We start from the raw sequence: 18052 nt of genomic DNA on the forward strand, positions 1-18052 counted from the left end.
TCCCTTCCGTCAGTTCGAGCCCGGATGGGGCGGTCTGCCGCCCACTCGTTCCACCGCCCGTGCCCCCGCCCGGCAGCCGCGGGCCGCCGCCTCCTCAGGGTCCGCCCCCGCGACGAGCGCGGCGAGGAACGCACCGGTGAAGGCGTCCCCCGCGCCCGTCGAGTCCCGGGGAGTCGCCGGCGCCGCCGGGACCCGCGCGAGCACGTTCCCGGCCCGCGCCACCAGCGCACCCCGCACACCCGACTTGGCCACGACCAGGGGGAACAGGCGGCTCAGCTTGGCCGCCGCGTCCGCCGGATCGGACAGCCCCGTCAGCAGGCACGCCTCGTCCCGGCTCGGCAGCAGCACGTCCAGCCCTTCCGCGAACGCCAGGAAACGGTCCACGCCCAGCTCCACGAGAAACCCCGCCGACGCCGGATCCATGCTGACCGGAACCCCACGCGCGCGTGCCGCCGCGAGCGCCACCGCCGCGAGAGCCCGGCTCGGCTCCGAGAACAGCAGGTAGCCCGACAGATGCAGCCGGGCGACGCCGTCGAGCATCGCGTCCGACCAGTCGTCCGGTTCGAGCCGCAGGGACGCACCGCTGTCCGTGAGGAAGGTGCGTTCGGCCGCCGCGCCCCCGTCGACCAGACAGATCACGGTGCCGGTCGCCGCCCGCGGGTCGACCACCAGACGGGGGCGCACCCCGGCCGCGACCAGCTCCCGCTCGTGCCATGCCGCCGAGTCCGCGCCGACCCGCCCCAGCAGGCGTACGTCCGCGCAGCCGGTGTGGGCGGCCCAGCAGGCCACGTTCGCGCCGGCCCCGCCCGGCAGCATCCGGATCGCGGCGACCGTGTCCGTACCGGTGGCGAGCGGCCCCCGGTGCCGGGCCACGACATCGGTGACGACGTCGCCGACGACCAGCAGCGCACCGTTCCGCCCCGACGTCACACTTTCGTCCACGCCGCGGCGATCCGTGCGGCCAGTCTTACATTGCCGCGCACCGCTGCGAGGTTGGCGCTCAGCGAGGCCCCGTCGGTGTGCCGCACCAGGTAGTCCAGCAGGAACGGCGTGATCGCCTGGCCGGTGATGCCCGCCTCCGCGCAGGCGTTCAGCGCGTCGGCGAGGACGCGCGCGTGGAGACCCGGATCGAGTTGCTCCGCCTCCGGAACGGGATTGGCGACGATCAGTGCCGAGTGGGGCGCGCGGAGCGCCTCCTGGGCCCGCATGACATCGGCGACCTGCTCAGGGCTGCTCAGTGTCCAGTCGACCGGGTGCCCGGAGTCGGCGAGGTAGAACCCGGGGAACCGGTCCGTGCCGTACCCGGCGACCGACACCCCCAGCGTTTCCAGGCGTTGCAGGGTCGCCGGCACGTCCAGGATCGACTTCACCCCCGCGCACACCACAGTGATCCGGGTGCGCGCCAGCAGACGCAGGTCGGCGGACTCGTCCTGCGTCACCGTCCACTCCCGGTGCACACCGCCCAGTCCGCCGGTCGCGAACACCCGCAGGCCCGCCAGCGCCGCGAGCCGCGCGGTCGCCGACACCGTCGTCGCTCCGCTCGCCCCGGTCGCCATCGCCAGGGGCAGGTCCCGGTGCCCCAGCTTGCGGATGCCGTCCTCGTTCGCCACCCGTTCCAACTGCTCCTTGTCCAGGCCCACATGAGGATGCCCGTCCAACACGGCGATGGTCGCGGGTACGGCGCCCTCCTGCCGTACCGACTCCTCCAGTTCCCTAGCCACCCGCAGATTGCGCGGCCGGGGCAGCCCGTGCGCGATGATCGTGGACTCCAGGGCCACCACCGGCCGCCGTGCGCCCAGGGCCTCCCGGACCTCTTCCGACACCATCAGCACCACGCACCGCCTCCTGTCCGTCGGTCCTTCCTCATCTCTGGCGGGCTCGGCACCGGTGTAAACGTGGGCCGCGCACTCCGCCGGCCCGAGGTGAACGGTCGCCGCAGCGGTACGCCGCCCGGGAGGCGCGGTTGCGATGCGTCGGGGACGCACGGTTGCGATGCGCCGGCGATGCCGCCAGCCTGGGCCGCATGACGAACTACCGCACCCGTCTCGACCACATCGTCCTGTGGGTGACCGATCCGGTCGCCGCTGCCGGGTTCTACGAGCGGACGGTCGGCCTGGAGCCCCTGCGCGTCGCCGAGTTCACGGAGGGAAAGGTGACGTTCCCCTCCGTGCGGGTCAACGAGGAGACCATCCTCGACCTCGCCCCGCGCACCGTCGCGGAGCGCATGAACATGCTGCCCGGCGCGGCCGACAGCGCCGGCCACCCCGTCAACCACGTCTGCCTGGCCCTGCCGGCCGGGGACTTCGACGCCCTGCGCGCCCGCCTCCACGAGCACGGTGTCCCCATGAGCGACATCGGCCACGACTCCTACGGGGCCCGGGGGAACGCCGACCGCAGCTTCTACTTCCGGGACCCCGACGGCAACATCGTCGAAGCCCGGCACTACGCGTAGCGGCCCGGCCCGAGGGGGCGACCGTCAGAACAGCGGCTCGGGCAGCACGCCCTCCAGGGCGAGCAGCTTCCGCTTGGTCTCCAGCCCGCCCCCGAACCCGCCGATACCGCCGTCACTCTCCACCACTCGGTGGCACGGCACCACCACCGGCAGCGGATTGGCCCCCATGGCCGCGCCCACCGCCTGGGCACCGCCCGGCTGCCCGACCCGGCCGGCCAGATCGCCGTACCCCACCACCGTGCCGTACGGCACCCCGGCGGCCAGTTCGCGCAGCACCTGCCGGTTGAAGCCGGAGATCAGCGACCAGTCCAGCGGCAGGTCGAAAGCGTGGCGCTCACCCGCGAGGTACTCCTCGACCTGGCGTATGGCCTCGGCCAGCAGCGGCGAAGCGGGATCCTCGACCGGCTCGCCGCCCAGCCGGGCCGCCAGCCGCTCCAGGGTGCGGTCGCGCACCCCGTCCGTCGCGTGGAAGACGACGTTGACCAGCCCGTCACGGGTCGCCACCAGCATCAGGGGACCGATGCCGGTGGCCACCACGGCCCACACCACCCGCTGCTCGTCCTGCCCATCCGTGTCCATGCGCCCACGGTACGGCCCACCACTGACAACGCCGTCCGCCCGGCCCCTTCGGCCCGCTCAGTGCGCGGCGTTCAGCGCCGCCCGCACCACGTCGGGCTTGTTGGTGATCACGCCGTCCACGCCGTACGCGGCGACCTTCGACGCGGTCGCCGCGTCATTCACCGTCCAGGCGAACACGCCGAGCGGCCTGCCGTGCGGTCCGTCGAGGGCGTGCACCGTCGAGACGTAGGCGCCGGTGAGTTTCCCGTACGAGGGATTGATCAGATCGGTGAAGTCCGCGTAGCCCTGCAGCTGGCCCACGGAGGGCCGGCCGAGGTAGGCGGTGGTGACCGCGGGCTCCAGCCGGTGGACGGTGCGGATGCTGTCCGCGCTGAAGCTCTGCACGATCAGACGCGCGCGGTGGCGCCCGTCCAGCCAGCCCTCGTTGTCGAGGAGCTTCATGGTCTGCTTCTCGATGCCCGGGTACAGCTCCGGGTTCTTGATCTCCAGGAGCAGTTTCTCGTGGTTGTGCTCGACCCGGCGCATGTACTGCGCGAGCGTCGGCACGCGCGTGCCCGCGAACGCGGGGGAGAACCAGCTGCCCGCGTCCAGCCGGGCGATCTCGGCGGCGGTGAAGTCCTTCACCTTCCAGGGGGCCCGGCCGGGGAAGACCTGCTCGACGTTCGTGGTGCGCTTCAGACTGTCGTCGTGGATGACGACGAGACTGCCGTCCTTGGTGCGCTGGACGTCGTTCTCCACCCAGTGGAAGCCCAGCGCGGCCGCCTTGTCGATCGAGGCCAGGGTGTTCTCCGGGGCGTACGCGGAGGCGCCGCGGTGAGCGATCACCGTCGGTTCGCCGGTATCGCCGGCCCGGGCGTCCGAGGTCGGGCTCATCAGGGCTGCCGTCCCCAGGACCGCGGTGGCCGTGACGGCAACTGCGCGCGCGTGCATGCGTCCTCCTCACGTCGGCGAACACGGACAGCTTCAGACTGACAGCAGAGCGTCAGTGCCGCCTGGGCGCAGGAGGTCCACAGGGGGCATACGGATGACCAGGAGTGCACACCGGTGCCGCACAACTGGGGCAAGCCCGTGTTTCTTTGCCGGAAAATCGTTCGACCATTCCGGCTCGGGTCATACTCTCTGCGTCAACCCTGGCCGCGGGGGCGGTCCGGGGAGGGGGAACATTTTCTGGCATTCCGGGATGTAAAAGGCGGAAAGGCAGCCGCACATGCAAGGCACGGTCGACGGATTCAGCTACGGGGCCGTCACGCCGCTGGTGGCCTACCTGATGGCCTGCCTCGGGGGTGCTCTCGGCCTGCGCTGTACCACCCGGTCCTTGCTGGTCAGGCACTCCCGCCGACCCGCCTGGCTGGCCCTGGGCTCGGCCGCCATCGGATCCGGCATATGGACCATGCACTTCGTCGCCATGATGGGCTTCACCATCGACGAGGCACCCATCCACTACGACAAGCCGATCACCTACGCGAGCCTCGGCCTCGCCATCGTCATGGTCGGCGTAGGGATCTTCATCGTCGGCTACCGGGGTGCCACCGGGACCGCGCTGTTCACCGGCGGCACAATCACCGGTCTGGGCGTCGCCTCGATGCACTACCTCGGCATGGCCGGCATGCAGTTCGACGGGCGGTTCACCTACAACACCTTCACCGTCGCCGTCTCCGTCGTCATCGCGGTCGTCGCCGCCACCGCCGCCCTCTGGGCTGCCGGTCAGGTCAGAGGCTTCCTGTGGAGCGTCGGAGCGAGCCTGGTGATGGGGCTCGCCGTGAGCGGCATGCACTACACCGGCATGGCCGCGCTCACCGTCCACCTGCACGGCACCTCCGACGCCGGCACGGGCGCGTCGGCGGCCTCCGCGCTCGCCCCGATGCTGATCGGCCCCCTCACGTTCCTGCTCATCGCGGGCATCGTGGTCATGTTCGACCCGCACATGGTCGCGGGCCGGCCCGACTGGACCCCGGTCGAACGCAAACCCGGCGTCCCGGCCGCCGCCGTCGCCTCCCACCTAGGACGCCGCCACCCGCTCCGCCCCGCCCGCCTCCCCTCCCGCCGGCCCGGCCACCACAGCCCGCGCACCCCGCAGAACCGCTGATCAGACCCCGTTGTCAGTGCGGGGTCGTACGGTGGAACCCATGCGGCCCGTTTCCCACATCGAACGCACGGTGGCGCCCTTCGAGGTCGTCAGCCCCTACCAGCCCAGCGGCGACCAGCCGACCGCCATCGCCGACCTGGCCCAGCGCATCCAGGCCGGGGAAAAGGACGTCGTCCTGCTCGGCGCCACCGGCACCGGCAAGTCCGCCACCACGGCGTGGATGATCGAGAAGCTCCAGCGCCCCACGCTCGTCATGGCGCCGAACAAGACCCTGGCCGCCCAGCTGGCCAACGAGTTCCGCGAGCTCCTCCCGAACAACGCGGTCGAATACTTCGTCTCGTACTACGACTACTACCAGCCCGAGGCCTACGTCCCGCAGTCGGACACCTACATCGAGAAGGACTCCTCGATCAACGAGGAGGTCGAACGCCTGCGCCACTCCGCCACCAACTCGCTGCTGACCCGGCGTGACGTCATCGTGGTCGCCTCGGTGTCCTGCATCTACGGCCTCGGCACGCCGCAGGAGTACGTCGACCGCATGGTCCCCCTCCGCGTGGGCGACGAGATCGACCGGGACCAGTTGCTGCGCCGCTTCGTCGAGATCCAGTACACGCGCAACGACCTGGCGTTCAGCCGCGGCACCTTCCGGGTCCGCGGCGACACCATCGAGATCTTCCCGGTCTACGAGGAGCTGGCCGTCCGCATCGAGATGTTCGGCGACGAGATCGAGGCGCTGTCCACGCTGCACCCGGTCACCGGCGAGATCATCAGCGACGACCAGCAGCTGTACGTGTTCCCCGCCTCCCACTACGTCGCCGGCCCCGAACGCATGGAGCGGGCCGTCAACGACATCGAGAAGGAGCTGGGGGAGCGCCTGGCCGAGCTGGAGAAGCAGGGCAAGCTCCTGGAGGCCCAGCGCCTGCGGATGCGCACGACGTACGACATCGAGATGCTCCGCCAGATCGGCACCTGCTCGGGTGTGGAGAACTACTCGATGCACTTCGACGGCCGCCTGCCCGGCTCCCCGCCCAACACCCTGCTGGACTACTTCCCGGACGACTTCCTGCTCGTCATCGACGAGTCCCATGTCACCGTCCCGCAGATCGGCGCCATGTACGAGGGCGACGCCTCCCGCAAGCGCACCCTCGTCGACCACGGGTTCCGGCTGCCCTCCGCCCTCGACAACCGGCCCCTGAAGTGGGAGGAGTTCCAGGAGCGCATCGGACAGACCGTCTACCTGTCGGCGACCCCCGGGACGTACGAGCTGTCCCGCGGGGACGGCGTCGTGGAGCAGATCATCCGCCCGACCGGACTCGTCGACCCGGAGGTCGTCGTCAAGCCCACCGAGGGCCAGATCGACGACCTGGTGCACGAGATCCGCACGCGCACCGACAAGGACGAGCGCGTCCTGGTCACCACGCTTACCAAGAAGATGGCCGAGGACCTCACCGACTACTTCCTGGAGCTGGGCATCCAGGTGCGCTACCTCCACAGCGACGTCGACACCCTGCGCCGCGTCGAGCTGCTGCGTGAACTGCGCGCCGGCGAGTTCGACGTCCTGGTGGGCATCAACCTCCTGCGGGAGGGCCTCGACCTGCCCGAGGTGTCCCTGGTGGCGATCCTCGACGCGGACAAGGAAGGCTTCCTGCGGTCGGGTACCTCCCTGATCCAGACCATCGGCCGCGCGGCCCGGAACGTCTCCGGCCAGGTCCACATGTACGCCGACAAGATCACCCCGGCGATGGAGAAGGCCATCGACGAGACCAACCGCCGCCGGGAGAAGCAGGTCGCGTACAACAAGGCCAACGGCATCGACCCGCAGCCGCTCCGCAAGAAGATCAACGACATCGTCGCCCAGATCGCCCGCGAGCAGGTCGACACCGAACAACTGCTCGGCTCCGGCTATCGCAACCTGAAGGACGGCAAGGGCGCCAAGGCGCCCGTCCCGTCGCTCGGCGACAAGGCGGCCAAGGGCGCGAAGGCCGGCCAGACCGCCAAGTCCGCGAAGGGCGGGGCCACAGTGCCCACGGACCGCCCCGCGGCCGAACTCTCCGAACAGATCGAGCAGATGACCGAACGCATGCGTGCCGCCGCCGCGGAACTGCAGTTCGAGATCGCTGCACGGCTGCGTGACGAGGTCTCCGAGATGAAGAAGGAACTGCGGCAGATGCGGGAGGCGGGCCTGGCCTGACCGGCCCTGCCGGACCGGACCCCGGCCGGCCTGCCGAGTGTTGCAACACCGCCACAAAGCACCAGCCGGGGTTCGGCACTGTCAGTGCCCCTGCGTAGGGTTCTGGACAACCGCGCACGCGCGGCAACAGGGGAACACCGAGAAGGGAATTCAGCCGTGACCGTCAACTTGACCAAGGGTCAGGCCATCAGCCTGGAGAAGAAGGACGGGGGCACCCTGACCGCGGTCCGGATGGGGCTCGGCTGGCAGGCGGCCAAGCGGCGTGGCCTGTTCGGCTCGCGCACGCGCGAGATCGACCTGGACGCCTCGGCGGTGCTCTTCGCCGACAAGCAGCCGGTCGACGTGGTGTTCTTCCGCCACCTGGTGAGCGACGACGGCTCCGTGCGGCACACCGGCGACAATCTCGTCGGCGGCGTCGGCCAGGGCGGTGACGACGAGGCCATCCTCGTCGACCTCCAGCGCGTCCCGGTCCACGTCGACCAGATCGTGTTCACCGTGAACTCGTTCACCGGCCAGACCTTCCAGGAGGTGGAGAACGCGTTCTGCCGCCTCGTCGACGAGACCAACGGCCAGGAACTCGCCCGGTACACCCTCGCGGGAGGCGGCCAGTACACCGCCCAGATCATGGCCAAGGTGCACCGCGCCGGTGCGGGCTGGACGATGACCGCCCTCGGCACCGCGGCCAACGGACGCACCTTCCAGGACCTGATGCCGGCGATCCAGCCGCACCTGTAGGACAAGCCGCCCGCGCAGAGGGCGGCCCGGCGACGACACCATGACGCAGGGGGCGACGGCGATGACCGCCGAACTGGTGCGGGGGCAGAACCATCCGCTGACCCAGCTCCGGCTGGAGATCCGGATCTCCGCCGGAGCACCGGTCCTCGCGGGAGCCACGCTCGGCGACGAGAACGGCGTCGTGCACGGCGCCGAGTGGGTGGCCCACCCCGGCGCCCCCGCCCTGCCCGGCATCGAGGTCTCCCAGCAGGCAGCCGCCGAGCACCGGCTGGCCGTCGACCTGGCCGCCCTGCCCGAGGCCGTGCACCGGGTCACCGTGCTGCTCGCCCTGCCGGACCAGGCGGGCGGCCCGGTCCGCTTCGGTGCCGTCGCCGCCCCGTGCGCGACGGTCACCGGCCTCGATGGCACCTGTATCGCCCGCTTCGCCCTCACCGGTCTGGACGCCGAGTCGGCCGTCGTCGCCCTGGAGCTCTATCGCAGACAGGGTGCCTGGAAGGTACGGGCGGTGGGGCAGGGCTACGCGGGCGGCCTGACCGCGCTCCTCACCGACCAGGGTCTGCCCGGGGCCGCTGAGCTCGCGGCGGTCGTCCAGGACGCGGTGGACCGGGGCCTCTCCCGCGCGATACCCGCACAGTCCTCGGCACCGCTCCAGGACCCGGTTCCACCCCACGCGGCGGACCGTATCCTGGGCGCGGCGCAGCAGGCGGACGCTCCGCCGCAACTGGGCCCGACGCAGCACGGGGGCGGCACGCTGCCGCGGCATCACGACGGCCTGACACAGCCTCACAACGGCCTGACACAGCCTCACAACGGCCTGACACAGCCTCACAACGGCCTGGCACAGCCTCACGACGGCCTGCCGCCGCAGGGCACAGTGCCGCTTCAGGAGGGCGTGCCCTCCCAGGACCCGCCGCCCGCGCCGGGCCGCGGGGGGCCCGTCGACTACACCCACCCCCGCCGCGGTCAGCCGAGTGCCCCGCTCTCGTCACCGGCAGCCCTGTCACCGGCAGCCCCGCCACCGGTAGCCTCGGCGCCGTCGGAGCCCGGCGGTCAGGCGGCGCGGCCCGTCGCGGGAGACGCGACCGGCTGGTCCATGGACGAGCGGCTCTACAACCAGGTGTGGGGCATGTTCGAGGACCTGGCCCGCACCACGGCCGCCTATCGAAGCGCCGTGGACTTCGCCGACTCCCGGATGGAGAAGGAACTCGACCAGGCCCTCGCGGACCCGCGCAAACGGCTCGGCGGGGCGGGGGAGGCCGCACGCGAGGCGGCCCACGCCCGGCGTTCACAGCTCGTCGATCAGGCGCGGGCGGTGCTCGACCGGGACCTCGCCCAGCTCACCGCCGAGGCGGAGGTCGTCGAGCCCGCCCTTCCCCCGGCGTACGCGCGCTGGGACAACCCCGTCTGGCACGCCTACCGTGTGCCCGACGAGCAGCCGATGGCCCTGCGGCTGGGCGATCTGCACCTGCCCGAGAGCGCCCCGCTGCGCATTCCGATGCTGGTGAGACTGCCGTTGGAGCGGGGTCTGTGGATCGACTGCGGTCCCGCGACGGCGCCCGACGGGACCTTCCTGGACTCGGACGAGGTGCGCCCGCTCGCGCTGCGGACGGCTGTGGCCCTCGCGGCCCGGCTGCTCGTCGTTCACCCGGCGGGGGAGTTCGCCGTCGAGGTCATCGACCCGGCGGGTGCGGCTGCCCGGACCCTGGAACCCCTGACGCGGTCCGGAGCACCGGTGACGCCCCCGGCCGCGGGCGCGGCAGGTGTCACAGACGTCCTGGAGCGGCTCACCCGCCGCGTCGACCTCGTGCAGATGGCGGTTCGCGGCGGCGCGGCCGAGTCCCTGCCGCCCGACCTGGACACGGCCCGGCAGTTGCTGATCGTCAACGACTTCCCGCACGGCTTCGACGACCGTGCCGTGACCCGGCTGCGTTATCTCGCCGACGAGGGCCCGGCCGTCGGGGTGCACTTGCTGATGGTGGCGGACCGCGAGGACGCCGCTGCCTACGGTCCCTTGCTCGACCCGCTGTGGCGTTCGCTCATGCGACTGACGCCCGTCCCCGACGACCACCTCGCCGACCCGTGGATCGGTCACGCCTGGACGTACGAACCCTCGCTCGTCCCACCGGACAGCGGGATCCTCGCGCAGGTGCTCGGGGAGATCGCCGCGGCGTACGTCAAAGACAAGTAAAGGCACTCCGAACTGCTAGTTTGGGTTTTTCTTTACTTTGCACTTTACCTTTCCTTGGTGATTGAGGTACTGTTTCCGCACGGAGGGGAGTACTCCCTGACTGCGGCGCACCCGTCAGTACGGATCGGTCCGATCCCGGGGCGTCGACCCGTTCCCGGGTGGAAGAGACCTCCGGCAGCGGTGACGCTGGCTTTGTTTGCCGTGACGTAATGCCGGAGGAGCAGTGAACGTTTCCGTGACCCTGTGGGTGCTCACCGTCGTAGGACTCGCCGCGCTGATCGCGGTGGACTTCTTCATCGGCCGCAAGCCCCACGACGTGTCGATCAAGGAAGCCGGGATCTGGACGGTCGTCTGGATCACCCTGGCCGGCCTCTTCGGCCTCGGCCTGCTCGTCTTCGGTGGCGGGCAGCCGGCCGGTGAGTTCTTCGCCGGGTTCATCACCGAGAAGTCGCTCAGCGTCGACAACCTCTTCGTCTTCGTCCTGATCATGGCGAAGTTCGCGGTGCCCTCGCAGTACCAGCAGCGGGTCCTGCTCGTCGGGGTGCTCATAGCCCTGGTCCTGCGGGCCGTCTTCATCGCCGCGGGAGCCGCGATCATCGCCAGCTTCTCCTGGGTCTTCTTCCTCTTCGGTGCCTTCCTGATCTGGACCGCCGTCAAGCTCGTCCAGGAGGCCCGCGCCGACGCGGAGGACGAGGAGTACGAGGAGAACAAGCTGCTCAAGGCCGCCGAGCGCAGGTTCGGAGTGGCCGACGGCTACCACGGCACCAAGCTGTGGATCCAGCAGAACGGCAAGCGCGTCATGACTCCGATGCTGGTCGTGATGCTCGCCATCGGCACCACGGACGTCCTGTTCGCGCTGGACTCCATCCCCGCGATCTTCGGCCTCACGCAGGACCCGTACATCGTCTTCACCGCCAACGCCTTCGCCCTGATGGGGCTGCGGCAGCTGTACTTCCTCATCGGCGGTCTGCTCAGGAAGCTGGTCCACCTGTCGTACGGCCTGTCGATCATCCTCGGATTCATCGGCGTGAAGCTCGTGCTGCACGCGCTGCACGAGTCCGGGGTGCACGTGCCCGAGATCAGCATTCCGGTCTCGCTCGGCGTGATCTGCGCGGTCCTGGCGGTCACCACGGTCACCAGCCTGATGGCCTCCCGTAAGCAGGCGGAGGCTGACACGGAGGCCAAGGACCGCGTGGACGCCTGACGCGGGAAGCCGACCCCTGGGCAGGGGGCATGACCCCGACATGGAGAAAGGAGCACGCATCCGAAAGGGACGGAATGCGAAGGAGGGGGCGGTCTGCCACCATCGCCCCATGATCACTCGGCTCAGGACGCTCACCGGCCAGTGGACGCTCCTCGTGCCGGTGCTCGCAGCCGTCCTCCTCCTCTTCACCTGGGGCCGGGAGCTGCCCGGCGCCGTCGTCGCATTGGTGACCGTGGTCCTCGCGGGATGCGTGCTGGCCGCGGTGCACCACGCCGAGGTGGTCGCCCACCGCGTCGGCGAGCCCTTCGGTTCCCTGGTCCTCGCCATCGCCGTGACGATCATCGAGGTGGCCCTGATCGTCACCCTCATGGCCGACGGCGGCGACAAGAGTTCCACCCTCGCGCGGGACACCGTCTTCGCCGCTGTGATGATCACCTGCAACGGCATCGTCGGGATCTGCCTGCTCGTCGCCTCCCTCCGGCACGGCACGGCGGTGTTCAACCCCGAGGGCACCGGCGCCGCCCTGGCAACCGTGGCGACGCTGGCCACGCTCAGCCTCGTGCTGCCGACCTTCACCACCAGCAAGCCGGGCCCCGAGTTCTCCGCCGTGCAACTGACGTTCGCCGCGCTGTCCTCGCTGGTCCTCTACGGCCTCTTCGTGGCGACCCAGACCGTACGGCACCGGGACTATTTCCTGCCGATCACGCGGCAGGGCGACGTCATCACGGCGGACGACCACGCCGAGGCCCCGTCCGCGCGCACCGCCTGGACCAGCCTCGGCCTGCTGGGCCTGGCCCTGGTGGGCGTGGTCGGCCTGGCGAAAGGCGTGTCACCCACCATCGAGTCCGGTGTGGCGGCGGCCGGCCTCCACCAGGCTGTCGTCGGCGTGATCATCGCCTTGCTGGTCCTGCTGCCCGAGACGATCGCCGCGCTCCGCTCCGCCCGCCGGGACCGCGTGCAGACCAGCCTCAACCTGGCGCTAGGCTCGGCGATGGCCAGTATCGGCCTGACCATCCCCGCCGTCGCCCTCGCCTCGATCTGGCTGTCGGGCCCGCTGGTCCTTGGCCTGGGATCCACCCACATGCTGCTGCTCGCGCTCACCGTGGTGGTCAGCTCGCTGACGGTGGTGCCGGGCCGGGCGACGCCCCTGCAGGGTGGCGTTCACCTGGTGCTGTTCGCCGCGTACCTGGAGCTGGCGATCAACCCGTAGCGTGATCAACCCGCAGCGCGATCGCCCCGTCGTGCGCTCCGGCGGCCGTGATAGACCGAGTCCGAGCAGCGGTCGTAGTCGTACGGCCACGAACGGACGGAGGAACCGTGCCCCGCACCCTGGCCAACGCCCCGATCATGATCCTCAACGGGCCCAACCTGAACCTGCTCGGCCGGCGCCAGCCCGAGATCTACGGCAGGGACACCCTGGCCGAGGTCGAGGCGATGTGCGCCAAGGCGGCGGCGGCACACGGCGGCACGGTGGACTTCCGGCAGTCGAACCACGAGGGCGAACTCGTCGATTGGATCCACGAGGCACGGCTCGGCCACTGCGGCATCGTCATCAACCCCGGCGCCTACTCCCACACCTCGATCGCGATCCTGGACGCGCTCAACACCTGCGACGGCCTCCCCGTCCTGGAGGTCCACATCTCCAACATCCACCAGCGGGAGACGTTCCGGCACCACTCGTACGTCTCCCTCCGTGCCGACGGGGTGATCGCGGGCTGCGGAGTGCAGGGATATGTGTTCGGCGTCGAGAGGGTCGCCGCGCTGGCCGGGGCGGCACAGGCGGACGCATAACCCCTGGGCGACTGCGCCCACCCCATGGGGTTACCAGCCGCGCGCGTGCCACTCCGGCAGATGCGGCCGCTCCGCGCCCAGCGTCGTGTCGTTGCCGTGCCCGGGATAGACCCAGGTCTCGTCCGGCAGCACGTCGAAGATCTTCGTCTCGACGTCGTGGATCAGGGTGGCGAACGCCTTGGCGTTCTTGAAGGTGTTACCGACCCCGCCCGGGAAGAGGCAGTCCCCGGTGAAGACGTGCGGGTGCCCGTGCGGGTCGTCGTAGACCAGGGCGATGGAGCCGGGTGTGTGCCCGACGATGTGGCGCGCCGTGAGTTCCACGCGCCCCACCTTGATCACGTCCCCGTCGTCCACCTGGACGTCGGTGGGGACCGGGATGCCGGCCGCGTCGTCCCGCCCGGCGTACGTACGCGCGCGCGTGGCGGAGACGACCTCGGCGAGTGCCTGCCAGTGGTCGCCGTGCTGGTGGGTGGTGACGACGGACGCGATGCCGTCGTCACCGATCATCCCGAGGAGCGTCCCGGCGTCGTTGGCGGCGTCGATCAGGAGCTGTTCGTCGGTGGCGCGGCACCGCAGCAGATAGGCGTTGTTGTCCATCGGGCCGACCGCGATCTTGGTGATCATCAGGTCCTTCAGCTCGTGCACGTCCGCCGGTCCGCCGACCTTGACCTCTCCGCTGTACGTCATGGCGATCAGCCTATAGCCGCCCGGCGGACGGGGCTGTTCGCGCCTGACGGCCGGGCCGTTCACGCGTCAGAGCGGAGGCAGCTGTGGAAGGTCGCCGCCCCGCACCGTGAGCCGGGAGCCGTCGCGACGCCCTGCCAGCCACCCGAGCAGGTCCGGGGCCGTCCCCTCGACCTCCACGGGCCCGCCCGGGGCGCCTCCGCCGGTGGTCCAGGCGCGGCCGGATCCGGATGTCAGGCCCGTCGAGGGCACGTCCTTGTGCCGGGCGAACCGCTGGGTCAGGAAGTCGATCTCCCGCTCCGTGAACTCCGCCGGGAGGTCCTCCAGCTCGTAGCCGATTCCGAGGTCCACGTGGTGCAGGTCCACCTCGGCCCACCGCCGGAACGGCACGCGGGCCGCGGAGTCGGTGACACCGTTGCGCAGCTCCACCGTGCGCGCCCAGTCCGCGGGCGCGGCCCCCAGCTCCTGGAAGCGGGCCGCGCTCTCGCGCAGGTCGGAGAGCTGGACGTCGAGGGAGCGTGCGGCGCCTTCCTCGATGTCGCCGTCGCGTGCCGCCGCGCTCGCGTACATCGGGCGGCCCTCCAGGACGTTCACGAGCGCGTCGGCGTTGCGGGAGAGGTGCGCGAGGACGTGCCCGCGCGTCCAGCCCGGAAGGCGTGACGGCTCGGCGAGTGAGGCGTTGTCCAGTTCGGCGACAGCGGTGAGGAGCCGTTCGGTCGCCTCGCGTACACAGTCCAGGTCATGAGCGTGATCAATCATGCACCTGACCCTAGTGCCGCCACACCTTCGGGTGAAGGTGGTGAAGCTCGTCCGCAAATCGAATGCGCGTGCTATATCGTCGAGGGCGGCGTCGGGCATGCTGGATGGCCGGGGATTGTTATGCCTCCCGGAATCCGACCGGCGTTGTCAGTGGCTCCCCCTAGTCTGAAGAAGCACGGGGGCCTCGCCCCTGTCACTTCTCTCAAGAAAGGTGCGGACCGGCGTGGCCGACCGTCTCATCGTCCGTGGCGCGCGCGAGCACAACCTGAAGAACGTCTCGCTCGACCTGCCGCGTGACTCGCTCATCGTCTTCACGGGCCTGTCCGGGTCGGGCAAGTCCTCCCTGGCCTTCGACACGATCTTCGCCGAGGGCCAGCGGCGCTACGTGGAATCGCTGTCCTCGTACGCGCGCCAGTTCCTCGGGCAGATGGACAAGCCGGACGTCGACTTCATCGAGGGCCTCTCCCCGGCGGTCTCCATCGACCAGAAGTCGACCTCGCGCAACCCGCGCTCGACGGTCGGCACCATCACCGAGGTCTACGACTACCTCCGCCTGCTCTTCGCGCGCATCGGCAAGCCGCACTGCCCCGAGTGCGGTCGCCCCATCTCGCGCCAGTCGCCGCAGGCCATCGTCGACAAGGTCCTGGAACTGCCGGAGGGCAGCCGCTTCCAGGTGCTGTCGCCGCTGGTGCGTGAGCGCAAGGGCGAGTTCGTCGACCTCTTGGCCGACCTGCAGACCAAGGGCTACTCCCGCGCGCGCGTGGACGGACAGACGATCCAGCTGTCCGAACCGCCGGCCCTGAAGAAGCAGGAGAAGCACACCATCGAGGTGGTCGTCGACCGCCTGACGGTCAAGGACTCCGCCAAGCGGCGCCTGACCGACTCGGTGGAAACGGCCCTCGGCCTGTCCGGCGGCATGGTCGTCCTCGACTTCGTCGACCTCCCCGAGGACGACCCCGAGCGCGAGCGCATGTACTCGGAGCACCTGTACTGCCCGTACGACGACCTGTCCTTCGAGGAACTGGAGCCGCGCTCCTTCTCCTTCAACTCGCCCTTCGGCGCCTGCCCCGAGTGCACCGGCATCGGCACGCGGATGGAGGTCGACCCGGAACTGATCGTCCCGGACGAGGACAAGAGCCTCGACGAGGGAGCCATCCACCCGTGGTCCCACGGCCACACCAAGGACTACTTCGGGCGTCTCGTCGGCGCCCTCGCGGACGCGCTCGGATTCCGCACGGACATCCCCTTCGCGGGTCTGCCGCAGCGGGCGCGCAAGGCCCTGCTGCACGGGCACAAGACCCAGATCGAGGTGCGGTACCGCAACCGGTACGGCCGCGAGCGGGTGTACACCACGCCGTTCGAGGGCGCCGTGCCGTTCGTGAAGCGGCGGCACAGTGAGGCCGAGAGCGACGCCAGCCGCGAGCGCTTCGAGGGCTACATGCGCGAGGTGCCCTGCCCCTCCTGCGAGGGCACGCGGCTGAAGCCGATCGTCCTCGCGGTCACCGTCATGGGGAAGTCGATCGCCGAGGTCTCCGCGATGTCGATCAGCGACTGCGCGGACTTCCTGGGCGAACTGAAGCTCAACGCCCGCGACAAGAAGATCGCCGAGCGGGTGCTGAAGGAGGTCAACGAGCGGCTGCGGTTCCTGGTCGACGTCGGCCTGGACTACCTGTCGCTGAACCGGGCGGCCGGCACCCTCTCCGGTGGCGAGGCCCAGCGGATCCGCCTGGCGACCCAGATCGGCTCCGGCCTCGTCGGCGTCCTGTACGTGCTGGACGAGCCGTCCATCGGCCTGCACCAGCGGGACAACCACCGGCTGATCGAGACCCTGGTCCGGCTGCGCGACATGGGCAACACGCTCATCGTCGTCGAGCACGACGAGGACACCATCAAGGTCGCCGACTGGATCGTGGACATCGGCCCCGGCGCGGGCGAGCATGGCGGCAAGGTCGTGCACAGCGGATCCCTGAAGGAACTGCTCGCCAACACCGAGTCGGAGACCGGCCGGTACCTCTCCGGACGCAAGGCGATCCCGCTCCCGGACGTACGACGGCCGCACGACCCGAGCCGCAAGCTCACCGTGCACGGCGCCCGCGAGAACAACCTGCAGGACATCGACGTGTCCTTCCCGCTCGGGGTGTTCACAGCCGTCACCGGCGTCTCCGGATCCGGCAAGTCGACGCTGGTCAACGACATCCTGTACACGCACCTCGCCCGCGAGCTGAACGGCGCGCGGACCGTTCCCGGGCGGCACACGCGCGTGGCGGGCGACGACCTTGTCGACAAGGTCGTCCACGTCGACCAGTCGCCCATCGGCCGCACCCCGCGGTCCAACCCGGCGACGTACACCGGTGTCTTCGACCACGTCCGCAAGCTGTTCGCCGAGACCACCGAGGCGAAGGTCCGCGGCTATCTGCCCGGCCGCTTCTCCTTCAACGTCAAGGGCGGTCGCTGCGAGAACTGCGCCGGTGACGGCACCATCAAGATCGAGATGAACTTCCTCCCGGACGTCTACGTGCCGTGCGAGGTCTGCCACGGCGCCCGCTACAACCGGGAGACCCTGGAGGTCCACTACAAGGGCAAGTCCATCTCCGAGGTCCTGAACATGCCGATCGAAGAGGCCATGCACTTCTTCGAGGCGGTCCCGGCGATCTCCCGCCACCTCAGGACGCTCAACGACGTCGGACTCGGCTACGTCCGGCTCGGCCAGTCCGCGACGACCCTGTCCGGTGGCGAGGCCCAGCGCGTGAAGCTCGCCAGCGAACTGCAGAAGCGTTCCACGGGACGCACGGTGTACGTGCTGGACGAGCCCACCACGGGGCTGCACTTCGAGGACATCAGCAAGCTGCTGACGGTCCTGGCCGGCCTGGTCGACAAGGGCAACACGGTCATCGTCATCGAGCACAACCTCGACGTGATCAAGACGGCCGACTGGGTCGTCGACATGGGTCCGGAAGGCGGTGCCGGCGGCGGTCTGGTGATCGCGGAGGGCACGCCCGAGGAGGTCGCCGGGGTTCCCGCCAGCCACACCGGCAAGTTCCTGCGCGAGATCCTGGGCGCCGACCGCATCAGCGACGCGCAGTCCGTGAAGGCTCCGCGCTCCACGGCGGGAAGGAAGACCGCGGCCGGGAAGACGGCGGCGGCCAAGTCGACGGCGAAGAAGACCGTCACGGCCAAGGCCGACGGTGAGGCCGTCACGGCGAGCACGGCAGCCAAGAAGGCCGCCGCCCCCGCCACGAAGAAGGCGGCAGCGACGAAGAAGACGACGCGCGCCCGCAAGGCGTGACGGCGACGCCGGACCTGCCCTGACACTTCATCCATTCGAGTGACGCCTCGCCGGAACCACCGGCGAGGCGTCACTCGTTCTCCGATCAGCCACCCCG

The 18052-nt window shown here is 70.2% G+C and carries 15 protein-coding genes; 9 read left to right on the plus strand and 6 right to left on the minus strand.

The genetic code is table 11. The features are described 5' to 3' along the window. Window positions 1–9: 9 nt before the first annotated feature. The gene (locus tag DBP14_RS27160) at window positions 10–942 is read right to left on the minus strand and encodes a PfkB family carbohydrate kinase (RefSeq protein WP_129309730.1); all 933 of its coding nucleotides are present in this window, start codon (window positions 940–942) and stop codon (window positions 10–12) included. Continuing rightward, the gene (locus DBP14_RS27165; RefSeq protein WP_164992416.1) at window positions 927–1835 is read right to left on the minus strand and encodes a pseudouridine-5'-phosphate glycosidase; all 909 of its coding nucleotides are present in this window, start codon (window positions 1833–1835) and stop codon (window positions 927–929) included. The genes DBP14_RS27160 and DBP14_RS27165 overlap by 16 nt, the downstream gene beginning before the upstream one ends. Before the next feature lie 188 nt (window positions 1836–2023). Here DBP14_RS27165 and DBP14_RS27170 point away from each other — a divergent pair, with 188 nt between their 5' ends. Continuing rightward, window positions 2024–2452, plus strand: coding sequence for a VOC family protein (locus DBP14_RS27170; RefSeq protein WP_129309731.1), 429 nt, complete (start codon window positions 2024–2026; stop codon window positions 2450–2452). 24 nt (window positions 2453–2476) lie between these two features. Here DBP14_RS27170 and DBP14_RS27175 read toward each other — a convergent pair whose 3' ends face one another. Further along, complete coding sequence (locus tag DBP14_RS27175; protein WP_129309732.1) at window positions 2477–3031, minus strand: methylated-DNA--[protein]-cysteine S-methyltransferase; 555 nt, start codon at window positions 3029–3031, stop codon at window positions 2477–2479. Between the two features lie 57 nt (window positions 3032–3088). Then, a complete protein-coding gene (locus DBP14_RS27180; RefSeq protein WP_129309733.1) occupies window positions 3089–3961 on the minus strand; it encodes a glycerophosphodiester phosphodiesterase family protein in 873 nt (290 codons plus the stop codon). Window positions 3962–4238: 277 nt separating this feature from the next. Here DBP14_RS27180 and DBP14_RS27185 point away from each other — a divergent pair, with 277 nt between their 5' ends. From DBP14_RS27185 to aroQ, 7 genes are all read left to right on the plus strand, one after another. After that, on the plus strand, window positions 4239–5117 hold the full coding sequence (locus tag DBP14_RS27185) for an MHYT domain-containing protein (RefSeq protein ID WP_129309734.1): 879 nt from the start codon (window positions 4239–4241) through the stop codon (window positions 5115–5117). A 40-nt stretch (window positions 5118–5157) separates the two neighbouring features. Beyond that, window positions 5158–7308 (plus strand): excinuclease ABC subunit UvrB, encoded by a 2151-nt coding sequence (uvrB, locus tag DBP14_RS27190; RefSeq protein WP_129309735.1) that lies wholly within the window; start codon window positions 5158–5160, stop codon window positions 7306–7308. A 156-nt stretch (window positions 7309–7464) separates the two neighbouring features. Then, window positions 7465–8043 (plus strand): TerD family protein, encoded by a 579-nt coding sequence (locus DBP14_RS27195; RefSeq protein ID WP_129309736.1) that lies wholly within the window; start codon window positions 7465–7467, stop codon window positions 8041–8043. A 61-nt stretch (window positions 8044–8104) separates the two neighbouring features. Next, on the plus strand, window positions 8105–10231 hold the full coding sequence (locus DBP14_RS27200; protein ID WP_129309737.1) for a TerD family protein: 2127 nt from the start codon (window positions 8105–8107) through the stop codon (window positions 10229–10231). A 223-nt stretch (window positions 10232–10454) separates the two neighbouring features. Beyond that, window positions 10455–11435: a TerC/Alx family metal homeostasis membrane protein gene (locus DBP14_RS27205; protein WP_129309738.1), complete on the plus strand. Its 981-nt coding sequence runs from the start codon at window positions 10455–10457 to the stop codon at window positions 11433–11435. A gap of 109 nt (window positions 11436–11544) precedes the next feature. After that, complete coding sequence (locus DBP14_RS27210) at window positions 11545–12645, plus strand: ionic transporter y4hA (protein WP_129309739.1); 1101 nt, start codon at window positions 11545–11547, stop codon at window positions 12643–12645. 107 nt (window positions 12646–12752) lie between these two features. After that, a complete protein-coding gene (gene aroQ, locus DBP14_RS27215; RefSeq protein WP_129309740.1) occupies window positions 12753–13226 on the plus strand; it encodes a type II 3-dehydroquinate dehydratase in 474 nt (157 codons plus the stop codon). Between the two features lie 30 nt (window positions 13227–13256). Here aroQ and DBP14_RS27220 read toward each other — a convergent pair whose 3' ends face one another. Both DBP14_RS27220 and DBP14_RS27225 read right to left on the minus strand, forming a co-directional pair. After that, window positions 13257–13913 carry an MBL fold metallo-hydrolase gene (locus DBP14_RS27220; RefSeq protein WP_129309741.1) on the minus strand — a complete coding sequence of 219 codons (657 nt, stop codon included), beginning with the start codon at window positions 13911–13913 and terminating at the stop codon, window positions 13257–13259. Window positions 13914–13979: 66 nt separating this feature from the next. Next, complete coding sequence (locus DBP14_RS27225; RefSeq protein WP_129309742.1) at window positions 13980–14669, minus strand: maleylpyruvate isomerase family mycothiol-dependent enzyme; 690 nt, start codon at window positions 14667–14669, stop codon at window positions 13980–13982. A 223-nt stretch (window positions 14670–14892) separates the two neighbouring features. On the opposite strand from DBP14_RS27225, the gene uvrA reads away from it, so the two are divergent. Continuing rightward, a complete protein-coding gene (gene uvrA / locus DBP14_RS27230) occupies window positions 14893–17955 on the plus strand; it encodes an excinuclease ABC subunit UvrA (RefSeq protein ID WP_129309743.1) in 3063 nt (1020 codons plus the stop codon). Window positions 17956–18052 lie beyond the last annotated feature (97 nt).

The sequence above is a fragment of the Streptomyces sp. L2 genome, assembly GCF_004124325.1.
Lineage (GTDB): Bacteria > Actinomycetota > Actinomycetes > Streptomycetales > Streptomycetaceae > Streptomyces.

Bases quoted from the DNA above. Each gene is read 5' to 3' on its own strand.
- DBP14_RS27185 (WP_129309734.1), top strand. From the start codon at position 4,239: ATGCAAGGCACGGTCGACGGATTCAGCTACGGGGCCGTCACGCCGCTG.
- DBP14_RS27225 (WP_129309742.1), bottom strand. From the start codon at position 14,669: ATGATTGATCACGCTCATGACCTGGACTGTGTACGCGAGGCGACCGAA.
- DBP14_RS27175 (WP_129309732.1), bottom strand. From the start codon at position 3,031: ATGGACACGGATGGGCAGGACGAGCAGCGGGTGGTGTGGGCCGTGGTG.
- DBP14_RS27170 (WP_129309731.1), top strand. From the start codon at position 2,024: ATGACGAACTACCGCACCCGTCTCGACCACATCGTCCTGTGGGTGACC.
- DBP14_RS27200 (WP_129309737.1), top strand. From the start codon at position 8,105: ATGACCGCCGAACTGGTGCGGGGGCAGAACCATCCGCTGACCCAGCTC.
- DBP14_RS27210 (WP_129309739.1), top strand. From the start codon at position 11,545: ATGATCACTCGGCTCAGGACGCTCACCGGCCAGTGGACGCTCCTCGTG.
- DBP14_RS27180 (WP_129309733.1), bottom strand. From the start codon at position 3,961: ATGCACGCGCGCGCAGTTGCCGTCACGGCCACCGCGGTCCTGGGGACG.
- DBP14_RS27220 (WP_129309741.1), bottom strand. From the start codon at position 13,913: ATGACGTACAGCGGAGAGGTCAAGGTCGGCGGACCGGCGGACGTGCAC.
- uvrB (WP_129309735.1), top strand. From the start codon at position 5,158: ATGCGGCCCGTTTCCCACATCGAACGCACGGTGGCGCCCTTCGAGGTC.